Here is a 24,370-nt window from a genome sequence, read left to right as displayed (position 1 = left end):
TAAAAGTGGACAAATATAATATTGTACCGACAATCAGTACTTTTTTCATTGTGCTTAGTGCGGTGCTGGTAGCCGTAGGCTGGAGGCTCGCGATTAAGCGCAGGCTGGCGGAGCATCAGAAGGTAATGTTCTATGCAGCAGTGTCAGCAACGATCTTCTTTATCGTATATGTATCGCGTTCGATATTCGTAGGAAATACAATCTGGGGCGGCCCAGACAGCTTAAAGCCTTACTATTTTGTCTTCTTATTGTTTCATATCGTGCTTGCTACAGTTGGCGGCGCATTCGGAATTACAACACTAACGCTTGGTTATAAGAAGAAGTTTGCCAAGCATCGCAAATGGGGTAAAGTAACTTCAGTGGTTTGGTTTATTACAGCTATTACAGGCACAGCGGTGTACGTATTGCTGTATCTTATGTATCCAGGCGGCCATACAAAACCCGTTATTGATGCTATTTTCGGATAGAACGACAATGTGTAAGCCATGTTTTCAAAAGAGACTACTCTTTTGAGAACATGGCTTTTTTTATGTTTTTGCAGATGTGATGGGCTTATAAATAGGGGAATTTCCATTGTGCAGGAGTAATTACCGTAGAAGGGAATTCTCCTCCAAAAATCTTTTTATGGGAGTACTTGACAACTGTGTATACACTGAATATACTGTGTATAAGGATATATACAGTATATTCGCTAAGCGATTGAAGGGAGCAAATGCTGTGGGGTTATGGAAGGGTGCATGGTATTTAGCGAAGCATGAGCTGGCTAAAGATCGTTGGAAAAGTCTTTTTACATTATTTTTTATCGGATATCTATTGTTATTTACCGTTCCTTTAATGCGGGATGGCTTCATAGGGGAAAATGGCCCATTCGGAAACTGGTCACTCGATTTCATTTACCTTTCGATTCTGCCTGTTCTAGGGTTCATTGCTAATAAGACAATGATGCGTTCCTGGAAAGAGAATTCCTATACGAGGAAGATCGCACAATGGAGAACGCTGCCGATTTCATCGAAACAAATTGCACTAGGGAGAATCATTCAGCTTGCTATCGTATTGTTTGCTGCTCAACTTGTTTTCTTCCTATTGCAATTTATCATTGCACGGAATATGGGCGTTGATATTTCAGCCTTAAGCTTCGTGTTATATGGAGCAAGCTGGTTTGGCTATTCACTGACAATGGGGACTGGTTATGTATACTGGGAATTGGGGCATTCAGGAAAAACATATTTTTTCTTCAACATCACTTATCTCGCTTTTCTGCTTATCTTTTCAATCAGTTTAGCCTTTTTGGATATTGGAAATATTGTTTCAAGTTCGCTGCATGCAATCGACAACGGCAGCTGGTGGCTGCCAATCATAACCGTAACTATTGGTGTTGCTGCTGCGTTCCTCGGCGTTAAACGAATTGAAAATCGGCTGGAGAAAAGAACCTACAGAGCATAGATATTTGAGAATGGAAGAAGGTGAACCTCATGCGGCTGCCGATCCAAATTAATGAACAAAGTGCAGAGCCGCTTTATCATCAGATCGAAGTACAATTGCGAGCATTAATCGTCAGCGGTCAACTTTCGGAAGGGATGCTGCTGCCATCGATACGCGAGCTTGCCCAAACCGTTAAGTGCAGCGTAATTACAGTAAAAAGAGTATATAACGATTTGGAAGCGGAAGGGCTGCTTCGAACAAGGCAAGGAACTGGCACCTATGTAGCACAGGTTGGTGATCAGGAACGTGACCGGCATCGTCTTGCTGCTGTTATTGAAGCGCTAGAGCTGGCAGTTGTAGCCGGCAAGCGGGTTCAGTGCACAGAGGAAGAGCTGCAGACGATGTTTAAAGAAGCGATGAGTAAGCATTTTGATTAAAGGGTGGGACATATGATGAATGAGACGATGGCGATACAATTAGACGGCGTTGTGCAAAATCGTGCGAGCTTCAAACTAGGGCCGGTCCATATGAGTATTCCACAGGGTTACATCACTGCCATTGTTGGGCCGAACGGATGCGGTAAGAGCTCCACCTTTCGCTTAATGCTTGATCTGGATAAAGCGGATGTAGGCACCATTCAGCTGCTAGGAGAGCAAGTGGAGAATGGGCTCAGCACAGAGGTTAAAAAACGAATTGGTTACCTGCATGATCAATCCTCCTCGCATGAGGACAACATGAAGGGGACGGAGAAAGCTGAGTTTCATCGCTTCTGGTATGACAAATGGGATGTGAATCGTTATCGGGAGCTGCTTCGCATTCTTGAGGTCGATGATAATCAGCTGCTTGGCAAAATGTCGAAGGGGATGCGTCGCAAATTTGAATTTGCACTAGCCCTAACACATAATCCGGAGCTGCTCCTGCTCGATGAGCCTTCCTCGGGGCTTGATCCGCTTGCATGGAAAACGATGATTGAGGTGCTTCATCGGTACATGGATCGAGGAGATCGTACCATTCTTATGACCTCCCATATCATCGAAGAGGTGAAACGACTTGCTGATTTTATCATTTTTATGGCTCAAGGCAGAGTGCTTGGCATGTACGAGAAGGATGAGCTATTCAGCAGTTGGTTTACGTTATTTGTAAGTGGAGCGGATCTGACTCCGAAGAAAGCTGCATTCATCCCAGGTCAAACTGTTGTAGAGCATGCAGGCGGAACGACTTATCGAATTGCGACAAATCAGGCTGCAGAAGCTGAAGCATGGTGTGCTGAGGAAGGCTATCAGATTGTAAGCAGGCAAGCACTTGAGCTGGATGAGATTATGAATGCCTTGCTTACACAAGATAGATTAAATACAAGAATGAACTAGTAGAGGGGAGTAATGAAATGAATCCATTAATAGTAGAAAAGGTAGTTAAGCAATACGGGGATAAAACAGCAGTAAACGAAATTAGCTTGGAGGTAAGCGAGGGCGAGATTTACGGCCTGCTCGGGGCCAACGGCGCCGGCAAAACAACGACGATGCGGATGGTGCTCGGCTTGATCTATCCGGACGAAGGGCGGATTCTCTACAACGGAAAGCCTTACAGCAATGAGCAGCTTAGCCTGCTCGGGTATTTGCCGGAGGAGCGCGGGCTCTATCCGAAGGTGAAGGTCAGCGATCAGATCATCTATCTGTCGCAGCTCAGAGGAATGTCGAAAGCGGATGCCGACCGCAACCTGAAGCAGTGGCTGGAGAGGTTCGAGGTACCGGAATATTACAACAAGAAGGTCGAAGAGCTCTCGAAGGGGAACCAGCAAAAGATTCAGTTCATCGCAGCTGTCAACCACAAACCACGCATCGTCGTCATGGACGAAGCGTTCAGCGGACTTGACCCCGTCAACGTCGAATTGTTGAAGTCGACGGTGAAGGAGCTGCGCGACTCCGGCTCGAGCATCCTGTTCTCGACGCACCGGATGGAGCATGTCGAGGAGCTGTGCCGCAACATTACGATTTTGCATCGATCGAACACGGTCTTGAAGGGCAGTTTGAAGGATATTAAAAAACAATTCCCGAGAGAACGGGTCATCCTTGGCGTCGACAAAGAAATTAGCGGACTCGATCGGCTGGCCGGCGTAACCGGCGTCACGCGCACGGAGCGCGGTTACGACATTGCCATCTCCTACGAAGCGGCGGGCGCTGACATTCTGCGTTTGGCGATGGAGCAGGCGAACGTGAATCATTTCGAAATCAAGGAACCGACGCTAAATGAAATCTTTATCCGAATGGTGGGTGATCGTCATGAATAGTTTCTGGACGGTAGTAGGGTTTACGATCCGGAATAAGGTCAAAGGCAAAGCTTTCGTCATTACTACGTTGATTATCGCGTTAATTATCAGCATCGGCATTAATCTTCCTTATATCATTGCACAGTTTGATAAAGGCGACAAAGTAACAAATATCGGCTATATCCAGTCGCAGAGCGAACAAGCGGCGAGCGGCACGGCAACAGGCGACAGCTTGAAGGCGTACTACGAGAAACAAGAAAATTCGAACATCGTGATGGTTCCTTTTGAGGACAAAGGCGATGCTTCGGCAAACGAGAAGCAGTTGAAAAAAGCAATCGATGAAGGGGAAATCAAAGGCTACCTTGAGTTCGGCGATATGACGGACAGCGGTTTCCCGGAAATGACTTACAAGTCCGAGAAGCTGATGGAATTCGGCATGACGGAATCACTGCAGGGAGCGCTTTTGCAAATTCGCCAAACGAACGTGCTCCAGGATGCGGGCCTTTCGGCCGAGCAAATGGCGCAGCTATCGGCTCCGATCAAGATCGGCACCGTTCAGATTTATACCGGCGAAGGTTCGGGCAGTGGCAACACGGGCAGAACACCGGCGGAGCAAGGCGTCAACATGGGCGTCATCTATGTCATGATTATCTTCCTGTTCATGGCAATCATGACCTCCGGCAACATGATCGCGTCGGAGATTACGGCGGAGAAAAGCTCGCGTGTCATGGAAATCCTCATTACGAGCGTATCGCCGCTGAAGCAAATGTTCGGCAAAATATTCGGCATGTTCGTCGTCGTCATCGTGCAGGTCACATTCTACTTAGCCGTCATTCTGACGAACATATCCATGCCGCATAACAAAGGGGCATTAGGCAATCTCGACATCGACTTGTCGCTCGTCGATCCGATTCTGCTCATCTACGCGCTGCTGTTCTTCCTGACGGGTTTCTTCCTGTTCGCGACGCTGTACGCGGCGGTCGGTTCAATCGTAAGCCGGACGGAAGACCTGGGTCAAGCGGTCATGCCGCTGACATTCGTCTCTCTGGCGGGCTTCTACATCGCAATCTTCAGCATAAGCGCGCCGGACAGCATGCTCGTGAAGGTGACGTCGTACATTCCGGTCTTCTCGCCATTCGTCATGCTGCTCCGCCTTGGGCTGACGGAAGTGCCGATGTGGCAGACGCTTCTCTCTTTCGGCATCTTGCTCGTCTCGATCTACGCGGCGGTCTACATCTCCGCTAAGATCTACCGCACAGGCGTACTCATGTACGGAAAGCGCCCTAGCTTGAAAGAAATCCGCAAGGCTATGAAGGCGTATAAGATTTAGGAGTAGTTCTTGGTTCCATCTGATTGCGGCTGCCTAAAATCGTTGGAAATTCCATCTGTTTCGAATTTATCCAATACAGGTTTTCAAAAGTTATTGAAAAAAACCCACATTCGGCCTAACTGGCTCGATTGTGGGTTTTTGGCTTAGTTAGATGAGGTTCTATCCATTCTCATTTTCATTATCATTCTCTTTATAGATGGAGATCAGCACGATTGCCTTATCTTCACCTATATTTCTTACTAAATGTGGCGTACATGCATTCCAACTAAAGGAATCACCTTCTCCAAATTCAGCCTTATCTTCCCCTTGTTCCGCGTAAATTCTCCCTTTAATGACCACATGGACCTCCTCGCCTTCATGAGCATGAGGAGTATTGCCAGTCGTAGAACCAGGAGGAAACTCTATAATCATCATCCGTACGTTTTTTGTGGAACTCAAGTGTTCGACTTTTAGATTTTCTGAACCGCTTGTAGTGATTGTCCTCTCGTTTTTCCGAACAATTCTCATTCGCTCTTCTTTCTTTAGAAGCAAGTAGGCAAGTGGCACTTTAAGTGCTTGAGCTATACTTTCTAGCGTTGAGATGGACGGTGAGGTCTTATTCGTTTCAACCTGACTCATAAATCCTTGAGACAGGCCGGTTGTTTCGCATATTTGAGCGATTGTGATATTTTTTCGCTTCCGGATCGCTCGTATAGTGGAGCCAATATCCATCTAATCACACCTCTAGAATATTTGTAATACTAAATTTAATTTTATATTATCAATATTTGTGTTGACAAGTCAATGTAAATCGTTTTAAATTACACCTATAGAAAATATATTTCTATTACTAATATTTTGGAGGGAAAAAGAATGAATAAAACAGCTTTTGTTTCCATTATCATGCGAGTGGTGTTGGGCATCATATTTATATTTCACGGAGTGGATAAGTTTCAGGGAATAAGCAATGTAGAAGCTTGGTTCAGTTCCATAGGCATTCCGGGAGTTTTAGCTTATGTTGTTGCAGCGATTGAACTTATCGGCGGTATATTGTTGATCTTGGGGTTGTTTACTCGTTATGTAGCAGGATTGTTTGTCATCATACTCATCGGTGCAATTATAACCGCGAAGTTATCGGCTGGACTTCTTGGTAACGGTCAGATGGCTGGTTATGAGCTGGATCTTGGATTCATCATGGTCTCGTTGTATCTGGTTGTTGCCGATCGATCACCGTTCTCTGTTGACCGTTTTATTATGAGCAAGCGCAGTGAATAACTTACAGCATGGAGGAAACGAAGATGAATCCGAAATATCAATATGACGTTCACTTACCGGTTAAACTAGAGCAAGGAAAGAAATATCCGACGATCTTCACTTTCCATGGCAAAGGATCGAATGAACGAAATATGTTCAGTTTGGTTGCTCCATTGGCTGAAGATTTCATCATCATTGGGATTCGCGGTAATTTGCCGCTTGGTACGGGATTCCAATATTACGATTTGAAAAGCCTAGGAAACCCTATTCGAGAGATGTATGACCAAGCGGTTACAGATCTCGAAGCATTCATTCATTATGCGACTGAGGAGTATCCAATCGATCCTGACAAACGTTATTTGCTCGGCTTTAGCCAAGGCGCAATCCTGTCCATGACGCTTGCACTTACAATGGGAGATCAATTAAAGGGAATCGTAGCGTTGAACGGATATATTCCTGAGTTTGTAAAAACGGAGTATTCACTTCGAAGTGCTAAGGATGTTTCCATATTTGTCTCGCATGGAGAATTCGACTCCGTATTCCCGGTTCGTATCGGGCACGAGACAGCTGCCTATTTAAAAGACCAGACGGAGCGCTTAACTTTCAAACTATATCCGACCGACCACGGCGTATCCGAAGAGAACCAGCTTGATTTTATGAAGTGGATGAAGAAGGATGCCGAACTAAATATAAATAAGGAGTGAGATCATATGATGCCATCCTATTTTTTTGCGCACGGTGCACCATCAATCGTGCTCGATGATAACGAATATACAATGTTGCTTAAGCAATTTAAAGAGCACACGCCAAGACCGAAAGCTATCGTTCTCTTCTCCGCTCATTGGGAGGAATCGATACAGACGGTTAGCGCCGCAGAAACTTATGAAACTATTTATGATTTTGGCGGGTTCCAAGATGAGCTTTACCAGATGACTTATCCGGCACAAAGTGACCGATCGTTAGTAGATCAGATTCAAAACTTGTTTACAAAGCATGGTGTTGAGAACGTTCAAAATGAAAAAAGAGGTTTAGACCACGGGGTATGGGCTGTTCTAAAACTACTGTATCCGGATGCAGATATTCCGGTCGTAGCGCTATCCGTAAATCGTTATTTATCTAATGAAAGGCAGTATCAAATCGGCAAGGCATTAGCGGAACTCCGCGAGCAGGATGTTCTTATCATCGGAAGCGGTGGGACCGTTCATAATTTACGGAAATTGAACTGGCGGTCGGAGGGAATTGACGAGTGGGGGGAACAATTCGACAACTGGATTCAAAGTAAGCTGGAGTCATGGGATACCGAAGCCCTGTTTCAATACCGTGAGCTCGCTCCCCATGCCCAAGAGGCCGTACCGACGAATGAGCACTTCATTCCGCTTCTTCTCGCCATGGGAGCAGGTGACGTCAACCGTAACGCAAAACTTCTTCACCGCAGCTACCAATACGGTAACCTAAGCTTAAGCTGCTGGCAGTTCAATTAAGATGAAATGAAAGAGGGCAGATCGGATGACATCCGCATTTAAGACGGCAGCGGAGAGAATAATAATATTTTCCATTGCAGCTGTGTATATTGCGTTGCAGGCGGCGCAGCTTGAGATGCTGGTCTTTCTGCTCGGTGGATTGGTGTTTTCTGCAATCGCCTTACTGTTGCCAAAACTGAAGGGGATGACGTTTTGGCTCACGATTTTCTTTGTGACTATTGGAGTTGTACTTCTTGCGCTGCAGAAAGCAAATGCTAGGATTTGGTTCGAGTCGGCTGGAATAAACGTGACCATTGTAACGCTTTTCCTATTCGCTCCGTTGTTCGGAATTCCAGTTCGTATTCCTGAATACGTTAAGGCCTTGAAGCGGTTTTACGAAGCTAACCTGCACAGCAAGGCCGCTCTATTCTTGGGAACGCAGCTGCTCACTCAAATTATGGGCGTATTTATCAACGTAGGTTCGATACCGGTTGTTTATCAAATGGTCTTTATTAAACCGCAGCCAGGGATGAGCCGTTTGCTTGCAAATGCGCTCAACCGAGGTTTTGCGGGAGCGATTCTCTGGTCACCTTATTTCGCTGCCATGACACTAGTGACTTCAACGTTAGGACTGTCCTGGTCGTCCGTTCTGCCCTATATGCTTGGACTCGCCATTCTTAGCCTCGGCATAAGCTGGGCAGTCGACTTTCGGGAATTGCGTGACGCTAGTCTAGATGAATTTGAAGAGGCAGTAGACAAAAAGGAGAACTCGAATTTTCCAGTTGGACTCGGCATGTATTTAATAGGCGCCATAATTGTCATCTTAACCATGGAACGTATGATCAAGCTGCCAATGGTCTTATTAATCTGTATGGCTGCAGTAGTTTTCCCTTTGTTTTGGTGCATTATAAAGGGGACCATGAATATATATAGAGAAGGAATTATAAATCATATAACAATCACTTTGCCGGCTTTGCAGAAAGAGATTACGCTTTTTCTGGCCGCCGGCTTTTTCAGTGGCGCAATTGGGATTACGAACTTCGGCTCAAAGGTTCCGAATTTGCTTGACTTTGTTCCAATGCCGATTTCCTTCACATTCACGATATTAACCGTTCTTTTGATTGCAAGCACTTCAATAATTGGTCTCCATCCAATCGTGCCAGTGACTATGCTCGCTGGAGCCATTGATCCCGTGAGCGTGCAAATCAGCCCAACTTATTTTGCGGTGCTGCTGCTTGGAAGCTGGGCTTTGTCTAATCCCATCTCGCCGGCTTCGGCTGTAAACAACTTGCTGTCCGGTTTACAAAAGAAATCAGTGTTTGAGATAGCTGCACCGAATTACAAGTTCGCCGGCTGTATGGCGCTCAGTTTGATCGTTTTTTTAATGGTTGTGGTGAGGTATTAGAACAAAAAAACAAGCTAATATTGAACTGACATATCATTTTCATGATCTATTTCTTGCCCTAGCTGCAGTCTGTATTCACTCAAGGACATGCCAAAATGCTTTTTAAACGACTAAAACAGGTACCCATACGCTAAACACTTTTTTTAAAGTGTCGAGTGTATGGGTACCTGTTTTGTGTTCGGCAACTGATTTTCCTGTTGCCTCTTTGAAAAATCTCCCTAAATAGACGTCTTGGAGCCGTTAAATCATAGAAGGATGCGAGTGCAATCTTTGTTTTTTTTTGAAAATCAAAATTTAGAGAGAATTATCTTTTTTAGAGAGCTGCAATGATGATTTATCAAAGGAAAATACACTTTTTTATGTTTTCAACACTTTTTTTATCAGCTATTGTGAAATAGAAATAAGCAACAATGGAGTCTTTTGAAGAGAAGGGGAGGTCGATCAGCTGGTGCGGATGATATTATCGCCGAGAAGCAAAAACAGATCAATGAACGGAGAATAGCGAACGGCTCGTAAGAGAGGGGTTCTCGAATGAGCAACCATTAAACATGATTAAAAAAGAAAGCGTTGTCATGTTATCCTGCGAATGGCTACGCCTTACTCTGCTAGGAATACCTCAACTACTGTTTCGACAATATGCTTTTTGTTTCAGGTTCATAAGCGGAGAAATTCAGAATTGGGAGGAAAGATATTAATGATGAACAGATTCAAAAAAATCACTTCTGTAACATTGGCAGCTGCAATGATTATGACAACATTTACGTTTGTATTCTCAAATACGAGAGTAAATGCACAGCAAGTGACAGGTAATGCGCCTTTTATAAATTCGTGGCTGGTAACTGGTCCATTTGATGCGCCAGTAGTGGACAAGATTTACGGGACTGAAGTGGGTGAAAATGTAAATTATGCGCCGTTGGCATCAGAAATAACAGCATCGTCGTCAACGCTTGCAGTAAACCCTGTATCAAATTTGGTTGATGGAGACAAAAAAAAGCAATGGGTGACAGAAAGAGACTCTAGCCCATGGGTAAATCTAAAATGGAGTACACCTATTGCAATCAATGAACTGAAAATAGCGCAATGGGGCGATGGGCGTCACGTAAACAATGGGTATCATCTTACGTTCACTCTTGAAGACGGCAGCAAAGTAGAATCGGGAGAGGTTAAAAGTACATCTTCTAACCCATCCGAACCAACTGTGTATGCATTATCATCCGGACTTAAGAATGTGGTTCAAATGAAGGTTGAAATAGATAAGGGACGCACACCTTATCCAACAATTACCGGCCTCTCAGAAATAGAAGTTTATAACAATCCGGCAGTGACAGGCGGAGAGCCAACGACTGCGATCACTCCCAATATTGGCGATTCATTAAATTCTGACGGTGAAAGTAATAAGTGGGAGTACTTTGATGATCGAATTTATAACAGAAACTATGATGATTATCAAGACTTATACGGTTACTATACGGTCAAAAAAGGTGTCGACACAAGAAACAAATATGTGTATGCTCACACGTACATATACAGTCCGATAGCACAACAAGCGTATTTTAATGTAGGTGCCAGCGGTTCATATCGCATTTATGTAAACGATAAAACTTTGACCGCACCGACTGTACCAGTAGAAGTACAAAAGGATTTGACCAAACAAGCAGTCCTGTTAAAGCAGGGTTGGAATAAACTGATGATTCAAATCAAGCATACGTATACAGAAGATGTGAATTCAAATAATGTCCCGTTAGGATTTGATGACAGCGCAGCGTACCTTGGGTTTTATGGGAGAGTCACTGACCAAAATGGCAATAAAATCAATGGACTTATTTCTTCGGTTGAAGGCGAAACGGAAGCTCTAAATATCGTCACGCAAGGACTATCAACCGAGGATGCCATTAAAACTCCGCTTCCAACCCAAACCATGCCGATTGGCTACAAGGAATGGCCATATGTATGGAATAAATCGAAAGGGAATAAGAAATACGGCTTAGCGGCATCATCCTTCCAATTTATGGCGGGCGGGGGAACTCCCGGTTATACTTGGAGTATCGTAGAGGGCAAACTGCCGGACGGCTTGGAATTAAATGCCGATGGCACAATCGCAGATGGATTAGTGAATGGAAATGTCGATTTAAATAGCAGCAAAGGCATCATTAGTATCAATACGAAACCAGGAGATTATAACTTTACGATACAAGTAAAGGATGGAAATGGAAATACGGCTAGCAAGAATATGACGATTACAGTAAAGGAACGTCCTAATAAATGGTTTGAAGAAGGGCGTGTGGGCGCTTTAACTCATGCTGCCCCAATTTACCAGTACTTTGTTGACCCGAATTTCTCTGCCGACTTATGGGCGGAAAGAGCGAAACGTCAAGGGCATTCATTAGTTTCGGTTGAATCGGTACAACAAGCTTATCTTTGGCCGTCCAAGTTTGCGGATCCAAAACATGAGAGGCATATGTATCTTCCAAAAGACGCAAACGGCAAAGTAGTAGATGGATTGAAACCGTTTGAACTGGCCGTAAAACGTCATGGAATGAAATTCGGTTTATATTATGGCGGAGGGATTCCATACTACACGACGGACGTCTATGTGCAGAATCTGACCGATTTGATTGGACGGTATACGCCTGATTATATTTATTTTGATGGACCGCAAGGGATACCAAACGCCAATTTTGATGTGATATACAGTGTTGTACGCAATTATAGCGATGATATTATTATAAACTCCAATGCATGGGGCGATGAGTATGGAGACCCTGATTTAAGAACCGAAGAAGCGTCTGGTATTTACAGTAATGGCGCTGCAAATCATCTTTTAAAACGTACGATTATGGAACCATGGAAAATGATTCACACAAAAAATGCACAATCTCCCTATTACGGTATACGAGATGACTACAGGCAAGTTATCAAGGAAATGGTCATGAATGTCGGCAGAGGTTATGTGGATAATAATGATCAGACGCCGGTAGATAGCCGCGGACCCAATTGGAACTCTCCTGAGGAAATTGCGACAAGATATCCTAAAGCAGAGCAGGAATACATTGATGTGAGAGAAAGCTTGGCAAGATGGTTTGCGCCTGAGGGCAAGCCGGAAAGACACGAGGCAACAACGGGTACAACGCCATATTTCCTCTCAGGCTATGGCTATGAAGATGATGGAAAAGGCAATTATGAAAAATTCGCTTTAGCTAACAGCACTACAGGACCACAATGGGGATATGCAACGTATAGAGACAACAATGTGTATCTGCATGTAATGAAAGGACCCGACAGCAAAAAAGGGTTTGACGCCATTGCAGGAAAGTCTTTGACCATTCGTCCGGTTAAAGATAAGGTGACATCCGTGACATGGTTGAACGAGAATGTCCCGGTCACATCGTTTGAACAAAATGAGGACAGCTTGACAATCAATCTTGCTAACGTTCAAGAGGATCAGATTGATACGATCATTAAGATTGTAACCGACAATCCTGTACGAAACTATACGCTTACGGATGTAAAAGCAACAGGGGAGCAGTTAACGCCTTCCTCACTTAAAATCAACGCTGAGGGATATATGACATTCCCGGCGCTGAAAGCCCAGCTTTCAGATTTAACTTATCGCAGTGCAGATCCAGCAATAGCTGCGGTCGATACGAACGGAATTGTGACTCCAGTATCAAATGGAACAACTTCCATCACCGTAAGTGCTGCTTATGAGGGTGTAACGAAAGAGGACATCTTAAAAGTAACCGTTAAAGATGGAGTCGTTTATGTTTGCGAGAGCATGATTGGTGCGACTTTGTTGATTGAAGGTAAAGAAGCCTATGGTGAGTTTAATTTACTGAAAAGCCTACGCTATGAAATAGAAGGCAGATCAGCTAAAGGCGGAGCGATCGGGCTTGATACAGCAGATATTACATGGCATGGGGGTACTATTGATTTAAAAGCGGGTAATAACTATAATCCCGTGGCGATCAAAGAAGTAGATACGTTTACATTTAAGAAAAATGAAATTATTGCGCCGTTCGTAGAGAAACTTACACGCGGAGTCGTTTGGGCGGATGTAACTTTAGACGGTCAAACATTTACAACAAATAAAGTATTCATGGACCTGCTGCCGCATGATAACCTTGCAGGGGCCGCTGAAATTACAGCTAGTCATGATCAAGATGCTGTGAGTCAATTAGTTGATGGGAAAACAATTGACGGTATTCATTTTGACGGGGCCAAATGGTCGGTACCAGCAAATGAGAAGTCTTGGATTCAATTTAAGCTGCCGACAATCTCCGAGATTGCTAGTATCAATCTTAACTTCAATTCTTTAGAACAAAAATACATCAATACGCCTAAAACAATAAAAATTCAAACGAGCGCTGATGGCGTGGACTGGAACGATGTCAGCACCGTTAACGGCCCGACGGGCTCTGCTTATTTTGGATTCTACAATCAATATGTAATAAACACGGGAGCGGGAGCTCAATACGTTAGATTACAATTTGAAAATGGTTCAAACGGGTCAACGATTGATTTGCTTGAAGTGGCAATAAACGGAGTGGATAAGTCCGGATTATTTGATCGTTTCGATTATGAGTATAAACCGGTGAATGCTGCTACAGGTAAATATGACATTGCGGCTTTTACGGGTAAGGGTGAACCGATTGATATTAAAGATGCGAAGATCACAGTGACAAGCGAAAACCAGGATGTGATTACGGTGGACGAATCCAACCTGTTGACCGCTGTTTCAGAAGGCATGGCAAAGATTAACATTCGAGTGCAAATAGATGGACGTTCGATTGACAAAGTTACGTATCTTTTTGTTAATGAGCAAAAGGAAATCTACATGGCTCCTTATTTAGAGAAAATGGACTTCACTCTGAATAAAACGACTATTAAACCGAATGATCCAATCGTGTCTACTATTAATGGCATATTAAGTACTGGAGAGACGGTCGATCTATCAAAGGCAGCTGTAGAATATCAATTTAGCGATGCAAGGTTATCTGTTGTTGACGGCAGTAACACGATCATTGTTAAAGGCGATTTTGGCGTTGGGTTTATAGCAACTGTTGCGGTAAAGGTTACTTTAGAAGGGGTGACCGTTGTAAGTCGCCCTTTGACAATAAATGTAGCTAGCAATAGTGTTCCTCAGTCACAAATGACGGCAACGGCGGCAAGTCAGGAAACGGCTGGTGAGAACAATGCAGCCTCGTTGGCGGTTGATGGAAACCCACAAACGTTTTGGCATACAAAGTGGGATAAATCCGGCGTTCTTCCCCAATCGATTATCTTAAATCTGGGTGGAACTCACCAAATCAATAGACTTGCGTATTTACCAAGGCAATCAGGCAGCAACGGAAATATTACAAGCTATAACGTGTATGTCAGTGAGGAAGGAGTATCTTTTACCAAAGTTGCAAATGGAGATTGGGCAAACGACAACAAGGAGAAATACGCATCATTTACTTCGACAAAAGCATCATATGTCAAGCTTGAAGCAACAGCAGGCGTTGGTGGTTACGCATCGGCTGCTGAAATCAATGTATTACTGGAATCAGTAGAAGTGCCGCAATCGGTTATAACCGGGCCAGTTAAGGTGAACGCTGACCAAGCATTCAATCTGAAGATGGGATTGTCTGGCGTTACGGATAGTGTATACAAGCAAGTGTATGCTCAAGATTTGACGCTTCACTATGATCCGGCACATTTACAGTTTGAATCGGTTACTTCATTAAAAGACGGTTTTAAAGTCATCGATCATGAGGAAAAAGTACCGGGACAAGTCCGGATTTTGGCTGCTAGCGTGAACGAAAACCAAGGAGTGAATGCTCAAGGGGATGTCCTTGCATTCGCATTTACCGCCAAATCTGGAACGCAGGCAACCTCTACGACGATTTCTGTCGATCATGTTGCGATTGCTAACGCACAGGGGCATGAACTGCAGATCAGAGGAAGCAACCATGATATTCAAATCGTGGAAAGCGTGGATAAATCATTGCTAAATGCACTGATTGCAAGTGCTGAGGCGAAGTACGATGCTGCAGTGGAAGGAAATGCGGACGGCCAGTATGTGGTTGGATCCAAAGCGCTATTACAGTCAGCTATCCATGCGGCTAATCTGACAGCAAGCGATTCGAATGCTTCTCAAGCGCAAGTGGATAATGCGAAAGGCGCATTGGAAGCAGCCATTCAAGCGTTTAATAACAAGAAGATAAACGCAAATGTCGATGGTAAAGGCGGCGTCTCGATTGGAGATTTGGCTATTGTTGCAGCGGCTTATGGCACACAACAAGGTCAAGCGGGTTGGAATGTGAATGCGGATGTCAATAAAGACGGTAAGGTTGGTATCGAAGACCTTGCAATCGTAGCAAAAGCGATCTTGCAATAAAATAACATCGAACATTGTTTTGGGGGAGCTATATGCTTCCCCTCTTTTTTTGCTTTTATAGTGAGATCGTTATAATTCTGAGAAATATCTAAAAAAAATAGTTGATATTGTTATGTTTTTTTGAGGATTGTTTATTCTTCATTGTTTTCTAAAGAAGGGGTACTTGTTAAGCTGACAACATGACTAATCAAGAAAGAAGGAGCAGAAGCTATGTCTACTTTTACAATCGAAGGAAATCAATTTGTTTATAACGGGGAGCCTATTCGTATTCTATCTGGAGCCATACATTATTTTCGTATTGTGCCGGAATATTGGCAGGACAGACTAATTAAATTAAAAGCTTGTGGATTTAATACAGTAGAAATTTACATTCCATGGAATTTACACGAGCCAAGGGAAGGGGAATTCAACTTTAGTGGCATTGCTGACGTCGTTCGTTTTATACAGATAGCGGATGAGCAGGGATTATTCGTTATCGTACGCCCAAGTCCGTATATATGTGCGGAGTGGGAATTCGGAGGATTGCCATCTTGGCTGCTTAAGGAAGAAAATATGCGCTTACGTTGTTTTCATCAACCCTATTTGGAAAAAATCGATGCTTATTACAATGAGCTATTGGCTAAATTCTTGCCACTTCTATGTACGAATGGCGGGCCGATTATTGCGATGCAAATCGAAAATGAATACGGAAGTTACGGCAATGATAAGAAGTATTTGAAATATTTGGAGCAAGCGATGATTAAACGTGGAATGGATGTCTTATTATTCACATCGGACGGGTATACCGACAGCAATCTACAAGGGGGGACTCTCCTTCCAGACGTGTTAGCCACAGTCAACTTTGGGTCGCGGCCTGAAGAGGCTTTTGGAAAGCTGCAGGAATATCAACCGGATAAACCGCTTGTATGTATGGAATTTTGGAACGGATGGTTTGATTCTTGGGGCCATGAACACCATTTGCGAAAGCATGAAGATGTTGCGGAAGTACTGGATCAAATGTTGAAGGTAGGAGCTTCTGTTAACTTTTATATGTTCCACGGCGGGACGAATTTCGGATTCTATAACGGTGCGAATTATTCGGGTAAATATGATTCGACGGTGACTAGCTATGATTACGATGTGTTATTGGATGAATCAGGAGATATCACGGACAAATATATTGCAGTTCGTGAAGTTTTATCGAAATATACCGAAATTGCTGAGATTGAACTACCACGTCCTGTGCCGAAGAAGCATTACGGTGAAGTCCGCTTAATGGAACATGTGCGGTTGTTTGATTCGCTTAATTTGTTGTCGACTCCGGTTCAAAGCACATGTCCGGAAACAATGGAGCGGCTTGATCAGGACTATGGCTTCATTTTATATACGACTAACATTGTTGGTCCTATATCGCAAATGAAATTAACGATACAGGAGGTACGTGATCGCGCATTGATCTTCCTTGACGGTATTTATCAAGGAGTGATTGAACGAAACACACATGATATAACACCGAATATATCAGATATCGATATCGTTTTAGACATTCCTTCAGAAGGTGCAACACTCAGCATCCTAGTGGAAAACCTAGGACGAATTAATTATGGTTACGGGATGAAGGATCCAAAAGGAATTACGGAAGGCGTTCGCCTGGGCCAGCAGTTCCTTTATGACTGGACGATTCATACGCTTCCTCTGAACAATGTATCGGAGCTAATATTCCGGGAAGTACAGACAAACGAGGCCTTTACCCCTACCTTCTATAAAGGTGTAATTCACTTGGATGAAATCGGTGATACTTTTTTGAATATGGAAGGATGGACGAAGGGAGTTGCTTATATCAATGGGTTCAATCTCGGCCGTTATTGGGAGATTGGTCCGCAAAAAACATTATATATCCCTGCTCCGCTCTTGCGTATCGGTGACAATGAACTCATCATATTTGAACTGCATGGAACGAAAAACACAATCGTTACCCTGCAAGATTATGCCGAGTTAGGTTAAACAAATTTTTTATAATCAAATTTGGGAGGCTTATTGATCATTGAGACATTTGAATGGCTGCAGAAAAACAATGAATTTCAATAGGAACTGGAAGTTTATTCGTGAGGACGTATGTGGAGCACAGCAGAAGCGTCATTCAGACGAAAGCTGGGAAACCGTCTATCTGCCTCATACGCCAAAAATTGAAACGCTACATGCGGACTTGCATTTTCAAGGGATATGCTGGTATCGCAAGCAATTTGCTTTGGACGAAGCAGACAGGGGAAAGAAGCTCTTTGTGGAATTCGAAGCGGCCATGCATGAGGCATCTGTATGGGTCAATGGCAGGCTCAAGCTGAATCATAAAGGCGGTTATTTGCCGTTTACGATCGACATCACCGACGATGTCGATTTCGAGGCGGTCAATGTAATTGCCGTACGACTCGACAACCGGAACAACGGAGCCATACCTCCGGGAAAGCCGCTGGAAAGTCTGGATTTTTCCTATTTCGGCGGACTTTACCGCAACGTGCACCTTCATGTCACGGATAAGCTCCATGTCACGGATGCCGTTTATACCGGAAAACCTGCGGGAGGCGGGATCTTCGTCAAATACGCCGACGTCTCGCAAGCATCGGCGACGGTCGAAGTTCTGACCCATGTGATTAATGAGCATGAAGCGATGAAGAAAGTGAAAATCGTGACAACACTCTTGGATAAACAGGGGCGGCAAGTAGAATCGGAAGAAAGTTCGGTGGAGACCGTTTTAGCCGGCGGAGCGCATACGTTCGTTCAAATGCTAACGATAACGAGGCCTCATCTCTGGCATCCGGACAACCCTTATTTGTATACCCTGCAAACGGAAATCCTCGAAAACGGCCAAACGGTGGATGAGATTCGCACCCGAACCGGAATACGCAAGATTTCGTTCAGTAAAGAAGGCGGCTTTGTAATAAATGATGAAAGGCTGGTCATCAGGGGGACGAACCGCCACCAGCAATATCCATATATCGGAAATGCAGCTTCGAATAACGCACATTACCGCGATGCGAAGAAGCTGAAGGAGGCGGGATTCAATTTCGTCAGGCTTGGCCATTACCCCCAGGCGCCTGCTTTTCTTGACGCCTGCGACGAACTCGGGCTGATGGTCGTCGAACCGGTGCCGGGCTGGCAGTACTGCGAGGAAGGAGAGTTTCTGGATCTTGTCCGGCAAAACATACGTGATATGATCCGCCGCGACCGGAACCGTCCGTGCGTGATCATGTGGGAGGTCAGCCTGAATGAAACGTATCCCGGCAGGAAAGGGGCGACGGACGAATTTTTTCACGAATGCCATCTGATTGCCCATGAAGAATATCCGGGAGATCAAATGTTTACTTCTGGAGACACGATCGGACGAATAAATCCGGCTTACGTCAACTTTGATGTGCCCTATACACTATGGAAAGACGAAACATTGTCGCGTCCACTGGAAGAGGTGCTGCCCGAGAAAGGGGGGTTCGATAGAGAATACGGAGATTACGAGTTCGGCGGCCATGAGAGTACAAGCAGGGTACCGCGCGGCGCCGGAGAACAGAAGCTGCTATTGCAAGCCTGGAATTATCAATGGTCGCTGAACCGGAACCGCGGTAACCGATGGTCGCTCGGGGACGCCTCGTGGGTTGGCATCGACCATAACCGCGGTTGTTATCCAAGGCTGGCGGAATGCGGGGCCCTCGACACGTTCCGTCTGCCTAAAATGGTTTACTATTTTTACCAGAGTCAACGAAGAGCGGAAATCGCTCATGAACATGTGGAAAGCGGACCGATGGTCTACATTGCGAATTATTGGACGGAACGCATCTCGCCGACGAAGGTTGTCGTATTTTCAAATTGCAGCGAGGTCGAGTTATTTGTAAACGGGAAATCAGTCAGTGTGAGAAAAGCTGATCATGGTCCGGATACGGAATACGGAGAACGTGTGACAGGCTACGAAGTGGACTATTGGCTTACGGATGAAGAACAGCATAAAGGGAATCAAGCAGGCGTGCATGGGAAAACGGATGCTGGTGACATGAAGGTTTATCCGCATGACGGAGGAAACTGCCGAAATTTGACGCAAGCTCCGTTCACATTTACCAATGTAGCGTACGAGCCCGGAGAATTAAAGGCAATCGGGCGAATAGACGGCAGGGAAGCTGCTGTATGCGTCGTGCATACTCCACTGGAGCCTGAGATGCTTTCCATCCGCATTGACGAGAGCGGGAGAAAGCTTACAGCCGACGGATGCGACTTTATCTTTGTCTACGCCGAAATCAAAGACGCGAACGGGACCGTGGTGTCCCCCGCCTGCCATGAGGTTTGGTTTGAAATTGACGGTCCTGCAGTCATCGTCGGCGAGAACCCCGTAAGGGCGGAAGCTGGCATCGCAACTGTGCTGCTTCAGTCGCGGGAGACGCCTGGGGAAATCAAAGTGAAGGCTTATTCTAAAGGTTTAAAGCCTTCCTCGGTCAAGCTTGCAAGTGTATAAAGAACAAGAAACTTTTATTGTTGACTAACATTGTCTTAAGAGTGCTATTTCTAAATCTCCAAAAATAAAATAGATTTAAGTGAAGCGATGGAAAGGCGCGACATCGCTCCACATACAAAAAAGAGCCCAAACTGGTCCCCATACACTGGACACTTAGAAGTGTTTAGCGTCTGGGGACCTTTTTGTATACCCTTTCGATGCATATCAGTGACTCAGTGACTCTAGTAACGAGAAGCTCGCATTTGCTGCAAAAGGATAACGCCTACGTTTGAAGAAGTATTAGGAGTAGAGGAGAAGGATTTCATATAGCAAGCGAGAAGGAGGCGTCGCATGAGACCAAACGTACTTTTAATCACCGTTGATCAGATGAGGGCGGATTGTCTTCATTTCTTGGGCCATCCCGTTATCGAAACACCAAATTTGGACAACTTGGCGAGAACCGGCGTTGCGTATACAAGCGCTTACACAGCAACTCCATCCTGCGTTCCGGCAAGAGCCGCCATTTTAACAGGAATGAGCCAGCAAAACCATGGAAGAGTTGGGTATGAGGACAAAGTGCCCTGGAGCTATGAGCATACGATGCCTGGAGAGTTTGCGAAGGCCGGGTACCATACACAATGCGTAGGCAAGATGCATGTGTATCCCACGCGCAATCTGTGCGGATTTCACAACATCGTACTGCATGACGGCTATATGCATTATAACCGTGATCGCTCCCGATCGACGGCGAATGAGTGGTGGGATCAAACGGACGATTATATCAGCTGGTTGAAAGAGAGAGCCGGATCACAACAGGATATTATGGATCACGGTCTTGATTGTAACGCTTCGACTGTCGCGAGACCTTGGCATTTGGAAGAAGCGTTACATCCGACCAACTGGGCGGTTACTCAGTCTATTGATTTCTTGCGGCGGAGGGATCCGAGCAAGCCGTTCTTTCTTTGGACTTCATTCGTAAGACCACATACGCCTTTGGATCCTCCGCAAGCGTTTCTTGATCTGTATGATGGAATCGATTTGCCGGAACCTCCGATTGGCGATTGGGCGCGCCTCGATGATCCCGACCGTGACGGGCTGAATCCGACGACTGGCAGAGGAATCGTGAATAAGCGTATGCGCCAAAAATCGTTGGCGGCCTACTATGCTTTAATTACTCATATCGACAACCAGATCGGCCGATTGATGAACGCCCTATATGAATTCGGTGTAAGCAACGATACGATCATCCTCTTCACGTCGGATCACGGGGACCTGATGGGGGACCATCTTCTCTATAAGAAAATATTAGCTTACGAAGGAAGCGCCAAAGTGCCGCTCATTTTGAATGACCCTACAGGCAAGTTAGGCCTCGTCCGAGGCAAACAAGTGGATCGAATCGTCGAGTTGCGTGATATTATGCCAACCTTATTGGAGGCGTCAGATGTCCCGATCCCAACCACGGTAGACGGAAGCAGCATCATTCCTTTGGGGACGCATGCCGGCACATCCGAATGGAGGACTTACATCCACGGTGAGCATGCCTACGGTGAGCTTTCCTATCACTACTTAACCGATGGCAAGGTCAAATATTTTTGGTATTCCCAGACGGGCGAGGAGCAATTGTTTGATCTTCAGGTTGACCCGCAAGAGCTGTGCAACCTTGTAAAGTCTGCGGAGCGCGCAGAGTTGTTGAACTGTTGGAAAGACCGATTGATTCTAGAACTTACCGGACGAGAAGAGGGTTATACGGACGGAGTCAGCCTCATCGTGGGGATGACGCCACAAAGCTGCCTTCAGCATCTCAGGACGGCAGCGGCATCCCATCCTGTCGCAGGCAGATAGTGGTTTGCAAAATAGAAATCCGGTGTAAGCGATACACCGGATTTCATTACTGAGTGATAGATTTTTATTTTTTCCAAGTGTCATATTGAGCTTGTTTTTCTTTGATGATGTCATCTACGCCAGCAGTTTTCAAACGCTCGAGGAATTTAGGCACGGCTGTAGTCGGGTCAATCGAACCAGAGCTGATAGCTGGGATCATCTCAGTCATAACGGAAGCTACGTTGGCAACTTGCGTTTTTACAGGAGTTGGGTCAAATACAAAGCCTGATAATGGCGAAACATCTGCTGTTTGATCATTTTCAAAAACGATTGACTGAGCTTTTCTCTTCATTTCGCCAGCCGCATTTTCGGCATGATCGGCACGGTTGAATGTTGGGCTGAAGGATTGACCGATTTGCCATTCATTCCAGTTGAAATTATATTTGCCTTCAATTTGAGTGAAGTCACCTTTTTCGTTGTAGGTGTAGTCAACGTCTTTTTCTCCTAATGTAATGAGTTTGTATAGATCATCATCAGTGTTTAGCAACTCAATTAATTGCAAAGCCTTTTCAACGTTTTTTGAACCTGAATTGATAGCAATAGCTGCATTGGAGGCAGCTCCAGCTGAAATCAATGTACGAGTAGTAGATACGGATAGAGCAGGGAAATCTTTGTATTCTGTCATGGACATAGCTTGCTCTTGACCTGGAAGATCGATGCTGTCAGGCCAGCCATAGTGCATCGCAAAAACAATTTTGCCAGCTTTACGATCAGGAGTTGTATCTTTTACCGTTGCACCATCTTTGCGCACATAGCCTTTATTGAACCAGTCACGCATAATTTCAGCGTATTTAGCGAACTCAGGAGTTTCAAACTGGTTGATAACTTTGTCTGGCGCATTGAGATTGACCCAGCCAGGAGTTAGCAAATCACCTACAGGCTCCATATCCCAGTAAAGCGGCTCATTGGCAAAAAAACTATGATTAGCGCTAGTTTCAAATCCGATCATATCAGGATGCTTAGCTAACGCTTCGCCAAGGAATGGTCCTACCATTTCGAGAGCTTCTATGGTTGGCTTGCCTTTAACAGCTTTCCAGTCAAACCCCGTTTCTTTAAGAACATCTTCGCGGAAGATAAAGCCACTGCGCTTGGCAACGCCCCATTGCTGATAATTGACAACTGCATAAATACGATCATTTATTTTCACACCATCCCATAGACCTTGAGGGATGCGGGAAAACGTTTCAGGCGCATGTACAGGAAGAAGGTCAGTTAAGTCAGCATACGCTCCCTTTGCAGCGTTTCCAAAGTAATTAATTCCACCCCAGAATGCAGTGAAAGCAAGATCCCAGTCGTCGCCCGAATTGATCATCAGATTCATTTTATCTGCATAAGTACTGCCGTCTACAAGTACTAAATTCAATTTGGCATTGATTTTTTCAGCAATAATTTTATTAGCTTTGTTCATGATGCGGTCAAAGTCATTGACAGGGCTGTTCGACATATAGAAGTTAAGGGTAACGAGTTCTTCTTTTTCTTTTTCCTTTTCTTTTTCAGCATTTTTAGTATCAGGTGCTGGAGTCGTAGAATCGCCGTTAGCGTTTGGTGAAACCTTTGAGCAGCCAGACAGGATCATGGTGAGAAGCAGAGTTACGCTGATCAACAACATAGAAATTCTTTTCATTGATATCCCCCTAAAAACTAATTTTATTCTCAACTAGATTCTTGTAAAATTACTCTTTTACAGCACCTATTGTTAAGCCTTTCTCGAAATACTTCTGTAGAAAAGGATACAGTAATATAATCGGACCGATGGCAAGTACACAGGTCGCCATCCGTGCTCCTTCACTAGGAAGCATGCCGATAGCGGCTTCCATAGATTTAGATGCTGCTTCATTGGCTTGCAAATAGCCGATATTGTTCATTAAAGATTGCAGTAAATATTGCAATGTGTACAGCTTCGGCTTTTCGATATACAAGGCAGTGGTCGTCCAGTCATTCCAGTAGGAAATCGCTGTGAACAGACCGATAGTCGCCAGTGACGGTTTTGAAAGTGGAAGTGCAATACTGAAAAAAGTACGAATTTCACCTGAGCCGTCTATGCGTGCAGACTCGAACAAGGAACTAGGAATCGATTTGAAAAAGTTTTTCATAATGAGCACGTTGATCGCTGACACAAGGAAGACGACAATGAGAACCCAGATGGTATTCTTAAGATGCAAATATCGTGTTATTAAAATGTAGGATGGAACAAGTCCGCCATTGAACAGCACGGGAAGGTACACGAATAAAGTGAGTGCATTTCGATAGGTAACTTCAGGTCGCGTCAACGAATAGGACAGCATCGAAGTAACAAGTAAATGCAGCAGCGTACCAACAACGGTTACAAAGATCGTTACTGCGTATGCATTGGCAATCGAGCCTGCTCCGCTAAATACGTATCGATAAGCTGAAATATCAAACACTTTGGGCCAAAAATTATATCCGTCGACCATAAGCGACTTTTCAGCTGTAAACGATATCGATACAACTAATAGCAACGGAATGATACAGGCTAGTGCTGATACAATGAATATGAGATGAATCACGATCTTTGACATGTGA

Annotated in this window: 17 protein-coding genes; 14 read left to right on the top strand and 3 right to left on the bottom strand. The window is 44.7% G+C overall.

Annotated features, from left to right (window positions below; genetic code table 11):
- Nucleotides 1-5: 5 nt before the first annotated feature.
- From AC1DOV_RS25895 to AC1DOV_RS25870, 6 genes are all read left to right on the top strand, one after another.
- Complete coding sequence (locus tag AC1DOV_RS25895; RefSeq protein ID WP_339204859.1) at nucleotides 6-467, top strand: DUF420 domain-containing protein; 462 nt, start codon at nucleotides 6-8, stop codon at nucleotides 465-467.
- A gap of 250 nt (nucleotides 468-717) precedes the next feature.
- Nucleotides 718-1,443, top strand: coding sequence for a hypothetical protein (locus tag AC1DOV_RS25890; protein WP_477551369.1), 726 nt, complete (start codon nucleotides 718-720; stop codon nucleotides 1,441-1,443).
- A gap of 29 nt (nucleotides 1,444-1,472) precedes the next feature.
- Nucleotides 1,473-1,859: a GntR family transcriptional regulator gene (locus tag AC1DOV_RS25885; RefSeq protein WP_339204857.1), complete on the top strand. Its 387-nt coding sequence runs from the start codon at nucleotides 1,473-1,475 to the stop codon at nucleotides 1,857-1,859.
- A 12-nt stretch (nucleotides 1,860-1,871) separates the two neighbouring features.
- Nucleotides 1,872-2,789 carry an ABC transporter ATP-binding protein gene (locus AC1DOV_RS25880; RefSeq protein WP_477551368.1) on the top strand — a complete coding sequence of 306 codons (918 nt, stop codon included), beginning with the start codon at nucleotides 1,872-1,874 and terminating at the stop codon, nucleotides 2,787-2,789.
- A 17-nt stretch (nucleotides 2,790-2,806) separates the two neighbouring features.
- On the top strand, nucleotides 2,807-3,709 hold the full coding sequence (locus AC1DOV_RS25875; protein WP_477551367.1) for an ABC transporter ATP-binding protein: 903 nt from the start codon (nucleotides 2,807-2,809) through the stop codon (nucleotides 3,707-3,709).
- Nucleotides 3,702-5,018 carry an ABC transporter permease gene (locus AC1DOV_RS25870; protein ID WP_477551366.1) on the top strand — a complete coding sequence of 439 codons (1,317 nt, stop codon included), beginning with the start codon at nucleotides 3,702-3,704 and terminating at the stop codon, nucleotides 5,016-5,018. The genes AC1DOV_RS25875 and AC1DOV_RS25870 overlap by 8 nt, the downstream gene beginning before the upstream one ends.
- 159 nt (nucleotides 5,019-5,177) lie before the next feature.
- On the opposite strand, the gene AC1DOV_RS25865 is transcribed toward AC1DOV_RS25870, so the two are convergent.
- Nucleotides 5,178-5,729: a helix-turn-helix domain-containing protein gene (locus tag AC1DOV_RS25865; protein WP_477551365.1), complete on the bottom strand. Its 552-nt coding sequence runs from the start codon at nucleotides 5,727-5,729 to the stop codon at nucleotides 5,178-5,180.
- A gap of 141 nt (nucleotides 5,730-5,870) precedes the next feature.
- Between AC1DOV_RS25865 and AC1DOV_RS25860 the strand changes: the two genes are divergently transcribed.
- The 8 genes from AC1DOV_RS25860 to AC1DOV_RS25825 all read left to right on the top strand — a co-directional run bounded on the left by AC1DOV_RS25860 (nucleotide 5,871) and on the right by AC1DOV_RS25825 (nucleotide 21,787).
- Complete coding sequence (locus AC1DOV_RS25860; protein ID WP_477551364.1) at nucleotides 5,871-6,272, top strand: DoxX family protein; 402 nt, start codon at nucleotides 5,871-5,873, stop codon at nucleotides 6,270-6,272.
- Nucleotides 6,273-6,295: 23 nt separating this feature from the next.
- Nucleotides 6,296-6,955, top strand: a complete 660-nt coding sequence (locus AC1DOV_RS25855; RefSeq protein ID WP_477551363.1) for an alpha/beta hydrolase — start codon at nucleotides 6,296-6,298, stop codon at nucleotides 6,953-6,955.
- A gap of 6 nt (nucleotides 6,956-6,961) precedes the next feature.
- A complete protein-coding gene (locus AC1DOV_RS25850; protein ID WP_477551362.1) occupies nucleotides 6,962-7,732 on the top strand; it encodes a DODA-type extradiol aromatic ring-opening family dioxygenase in 771 nt (256 codons plus the stop codon).
- 25 nt (nucleotides 7,733-7,757) lie between these two features.
- Nucleotides 7,758-9,116, top strand: coding sequence for a hypothetical protein (locus tag AC1DOV_RS25845; protein WP_477551361.1), 1,359 nt, complete (start codon nucleotides 7,758-7,760; stop codon nucleotides 9,114-9,116).
- A gap of 694 nt (nucleotides 9,117-9,810) precedes the next feature.
- Nucleotides 9,811-15,495, top strand: a complete 5,685-nt coding sequence (locus AC1DOV_RS25840; protein WP_477551360.1) for a discoidin domain-containing protein — start codon at nucleotides 9,811-9,813, stop codon at nucleotides 15,493-15,495.
- 210 nt (nucleotides 15,496-15,705) lie between these two features.
- On the top strand, nucleotides 15,706-17,478 hold the full coding sequence (locus AC1DOV_RS25835) for a glycoside hydrolase family 35 protein (protein ID WP_441882619.1): 1,773 nt from the start codon (nucleotides 15,706-15,708) through the stop codon (nucleotides 17,476-17,478).
- Nucleotides 17,479-17,518: 40 nt separating this feature from the next.
- Nucleotides 17,519-19,966 (top strand): glycoside hydrolase family 2 protein, encoded by a 2,448-nt coding sequence (locus AC1DOV_RS25830; RefSeq protein ID WP_477551359.1) that lies wholly within the window; start codon nucleotides 17,519-17,521, stop codon nucleotides 19,964-19,966.
- 330 nt (nucleotides 19,967-20,296) lie between these two features.
- Nucleotides 20,297-21,787 (top strand): arylsulfatase, encoded by a 1,491-nt coding sequence (locus AC1DOV_RS25825; RefSeq protein ID WP_477551358.1) that lies wholly within the window; start codon nucleotides 20,297-20,299, stop codon nucleotides 21,785-21,787.
- Nucleotides 21,788-21,851: 64 nt separating this feature from the next.
- On the opposite strand, the gene AC1DOV_RS25820 is transcribed toward AC1DOV_RS25825, so the two are convergent.
- Both AC1DOV_RS25820 and AC1DOV_RS25815 read right to left on the bottom strand, forming a co-directional pair.
- Complete coding sequence (locus tag AC1DOV_RS25820) at nucleotides 21,852-23,450, bottom strand: ABC transporter substrate-binding protein (protein WP_441882615.1); 1,599 nt, start codon at nucleotides 23,448-23,450, stop codon at nucleotides 21,852-21,854.
- A gap of 49 nt (nucleotides 23,451-23,499) precedes the next feature.
- On the bottom strand, nucleotides 23,500-24,366 hold the full coding sequence (locus AC1DOV_RS25815) for a carbohydrate ABC transporter permease (protein ID WP_256710832.1): 867 nt from the start codon (nucleotides 24,364-24,366) through the stop codon (nucleotides 23,500-23,502).
- Nucleotides 24,367-24,370 lie beyond the last annotated feature (4 nt).

The organism is Paenibacillus sp. 01T47 (assembly GCF_056398245.1).
This window is presented reverse-complemented; position numbering and strand designations above follow the sequence as displayed.

Bases quoted from the DNA above. Each gene is read 5' to 3' on its own strand.
- AC1DOV_RS25835 (WP_441882619.1), top strand. From the start codon at position 15,706: ATGTCTACTTTTACAATCGAAGGAAATCAATTTGTTTATAACGGGGAG.
- AC1DOV_RS25860 (WP_477551364.1), top strand. From the start codon at position 5,871: ATGAATAAAACAGCTTTTGTTTCCATTATCATGCGAGTGGTGTTGGGC.
- AC1DOV_RS25865 (WP_477551365.1), bottom strand. From the start codon at position 5,729: ATGGATATTGGCTCCACTATACGAGCGATCCGGAAGCGAAAAAATATC.
- AC1DOV_RS25870 (WP_477551366.1), top strand. From the start codon at position 3,702: ATGAATAGTTTCTGGACGGTAGTAGGGTTTACGATCCGGAATAAGGTC.
- AC1DOV_RS25820 (WP_441882615.1), bottom strand. From the start codon at position 23,450: ATGAAAAGAATTTCTATGTTGTTGATCAGCGTAACTCTGCTTCTCACC.
- AC1DOV_RS25880 (WP_477551368.1), top strand. From the start codon at position 1,872: ATGATGAATGAGACGATGGCGATACAATTAGACGGCGTTGTGCAAAAT.
- AC1DOV_RS25815 (WP_256710832.1), bottom strand. From the start codon at position 24,366: ATGTCAAAGATCGTGATTCATCTCATATTCATTGTATCAGCACTAGCC.
- AC1DOV_RS25840 (WP_477551360.1), top strand. From the start codon at position 9,811: ATGATGAACAGATTCAAAAAAATCACTTCTGTAACATTGGCAGCTGCA.
- AC1DOV_RS25875 (WP_477551367.1), top strand. From the start codon at position 2,807: ATGAATCCATTAATAGTAGAAAAGGTAGTTAAGCAATACGGGGATAAA.
- AC1DOV_RS25850 (WP_477551362.1), top strand. From the start codon at position 6,962: ATGATGCCATCCTATTTTTTTGCGCACGGTGCACCATCAATCGTGCTC.
- AC1DOV_RS25845 (WP_477551361.1), top strand. From the start codon at position 7,758: ATGACATCCGCATTTAAGACGGCAGCGGAGAGAATAATAATATTTTCC.
- AC1DOV_RS25885 (WP_339204857.1), top strand. From the start codon at position 1,473: ATGCGGCTGCCGATCCAAATTAATGAACAAAGTGCAGAGCCGCTTTAT.
- AC1DOV_RS25825 (WP_477551358.1), top strand. From the start codon at position 20,297: ATGAGACCAAACGTACTTTTAATCACCGTTGATCAGATGAGGGCGGAT.
- AC1DOV_RS25855 (WP_477551363.1), top strand. From the start codon at position 6,296: ATGAATCCGAAATATCAATATGACGTTCACTTACCGGTTAAACTAGAG.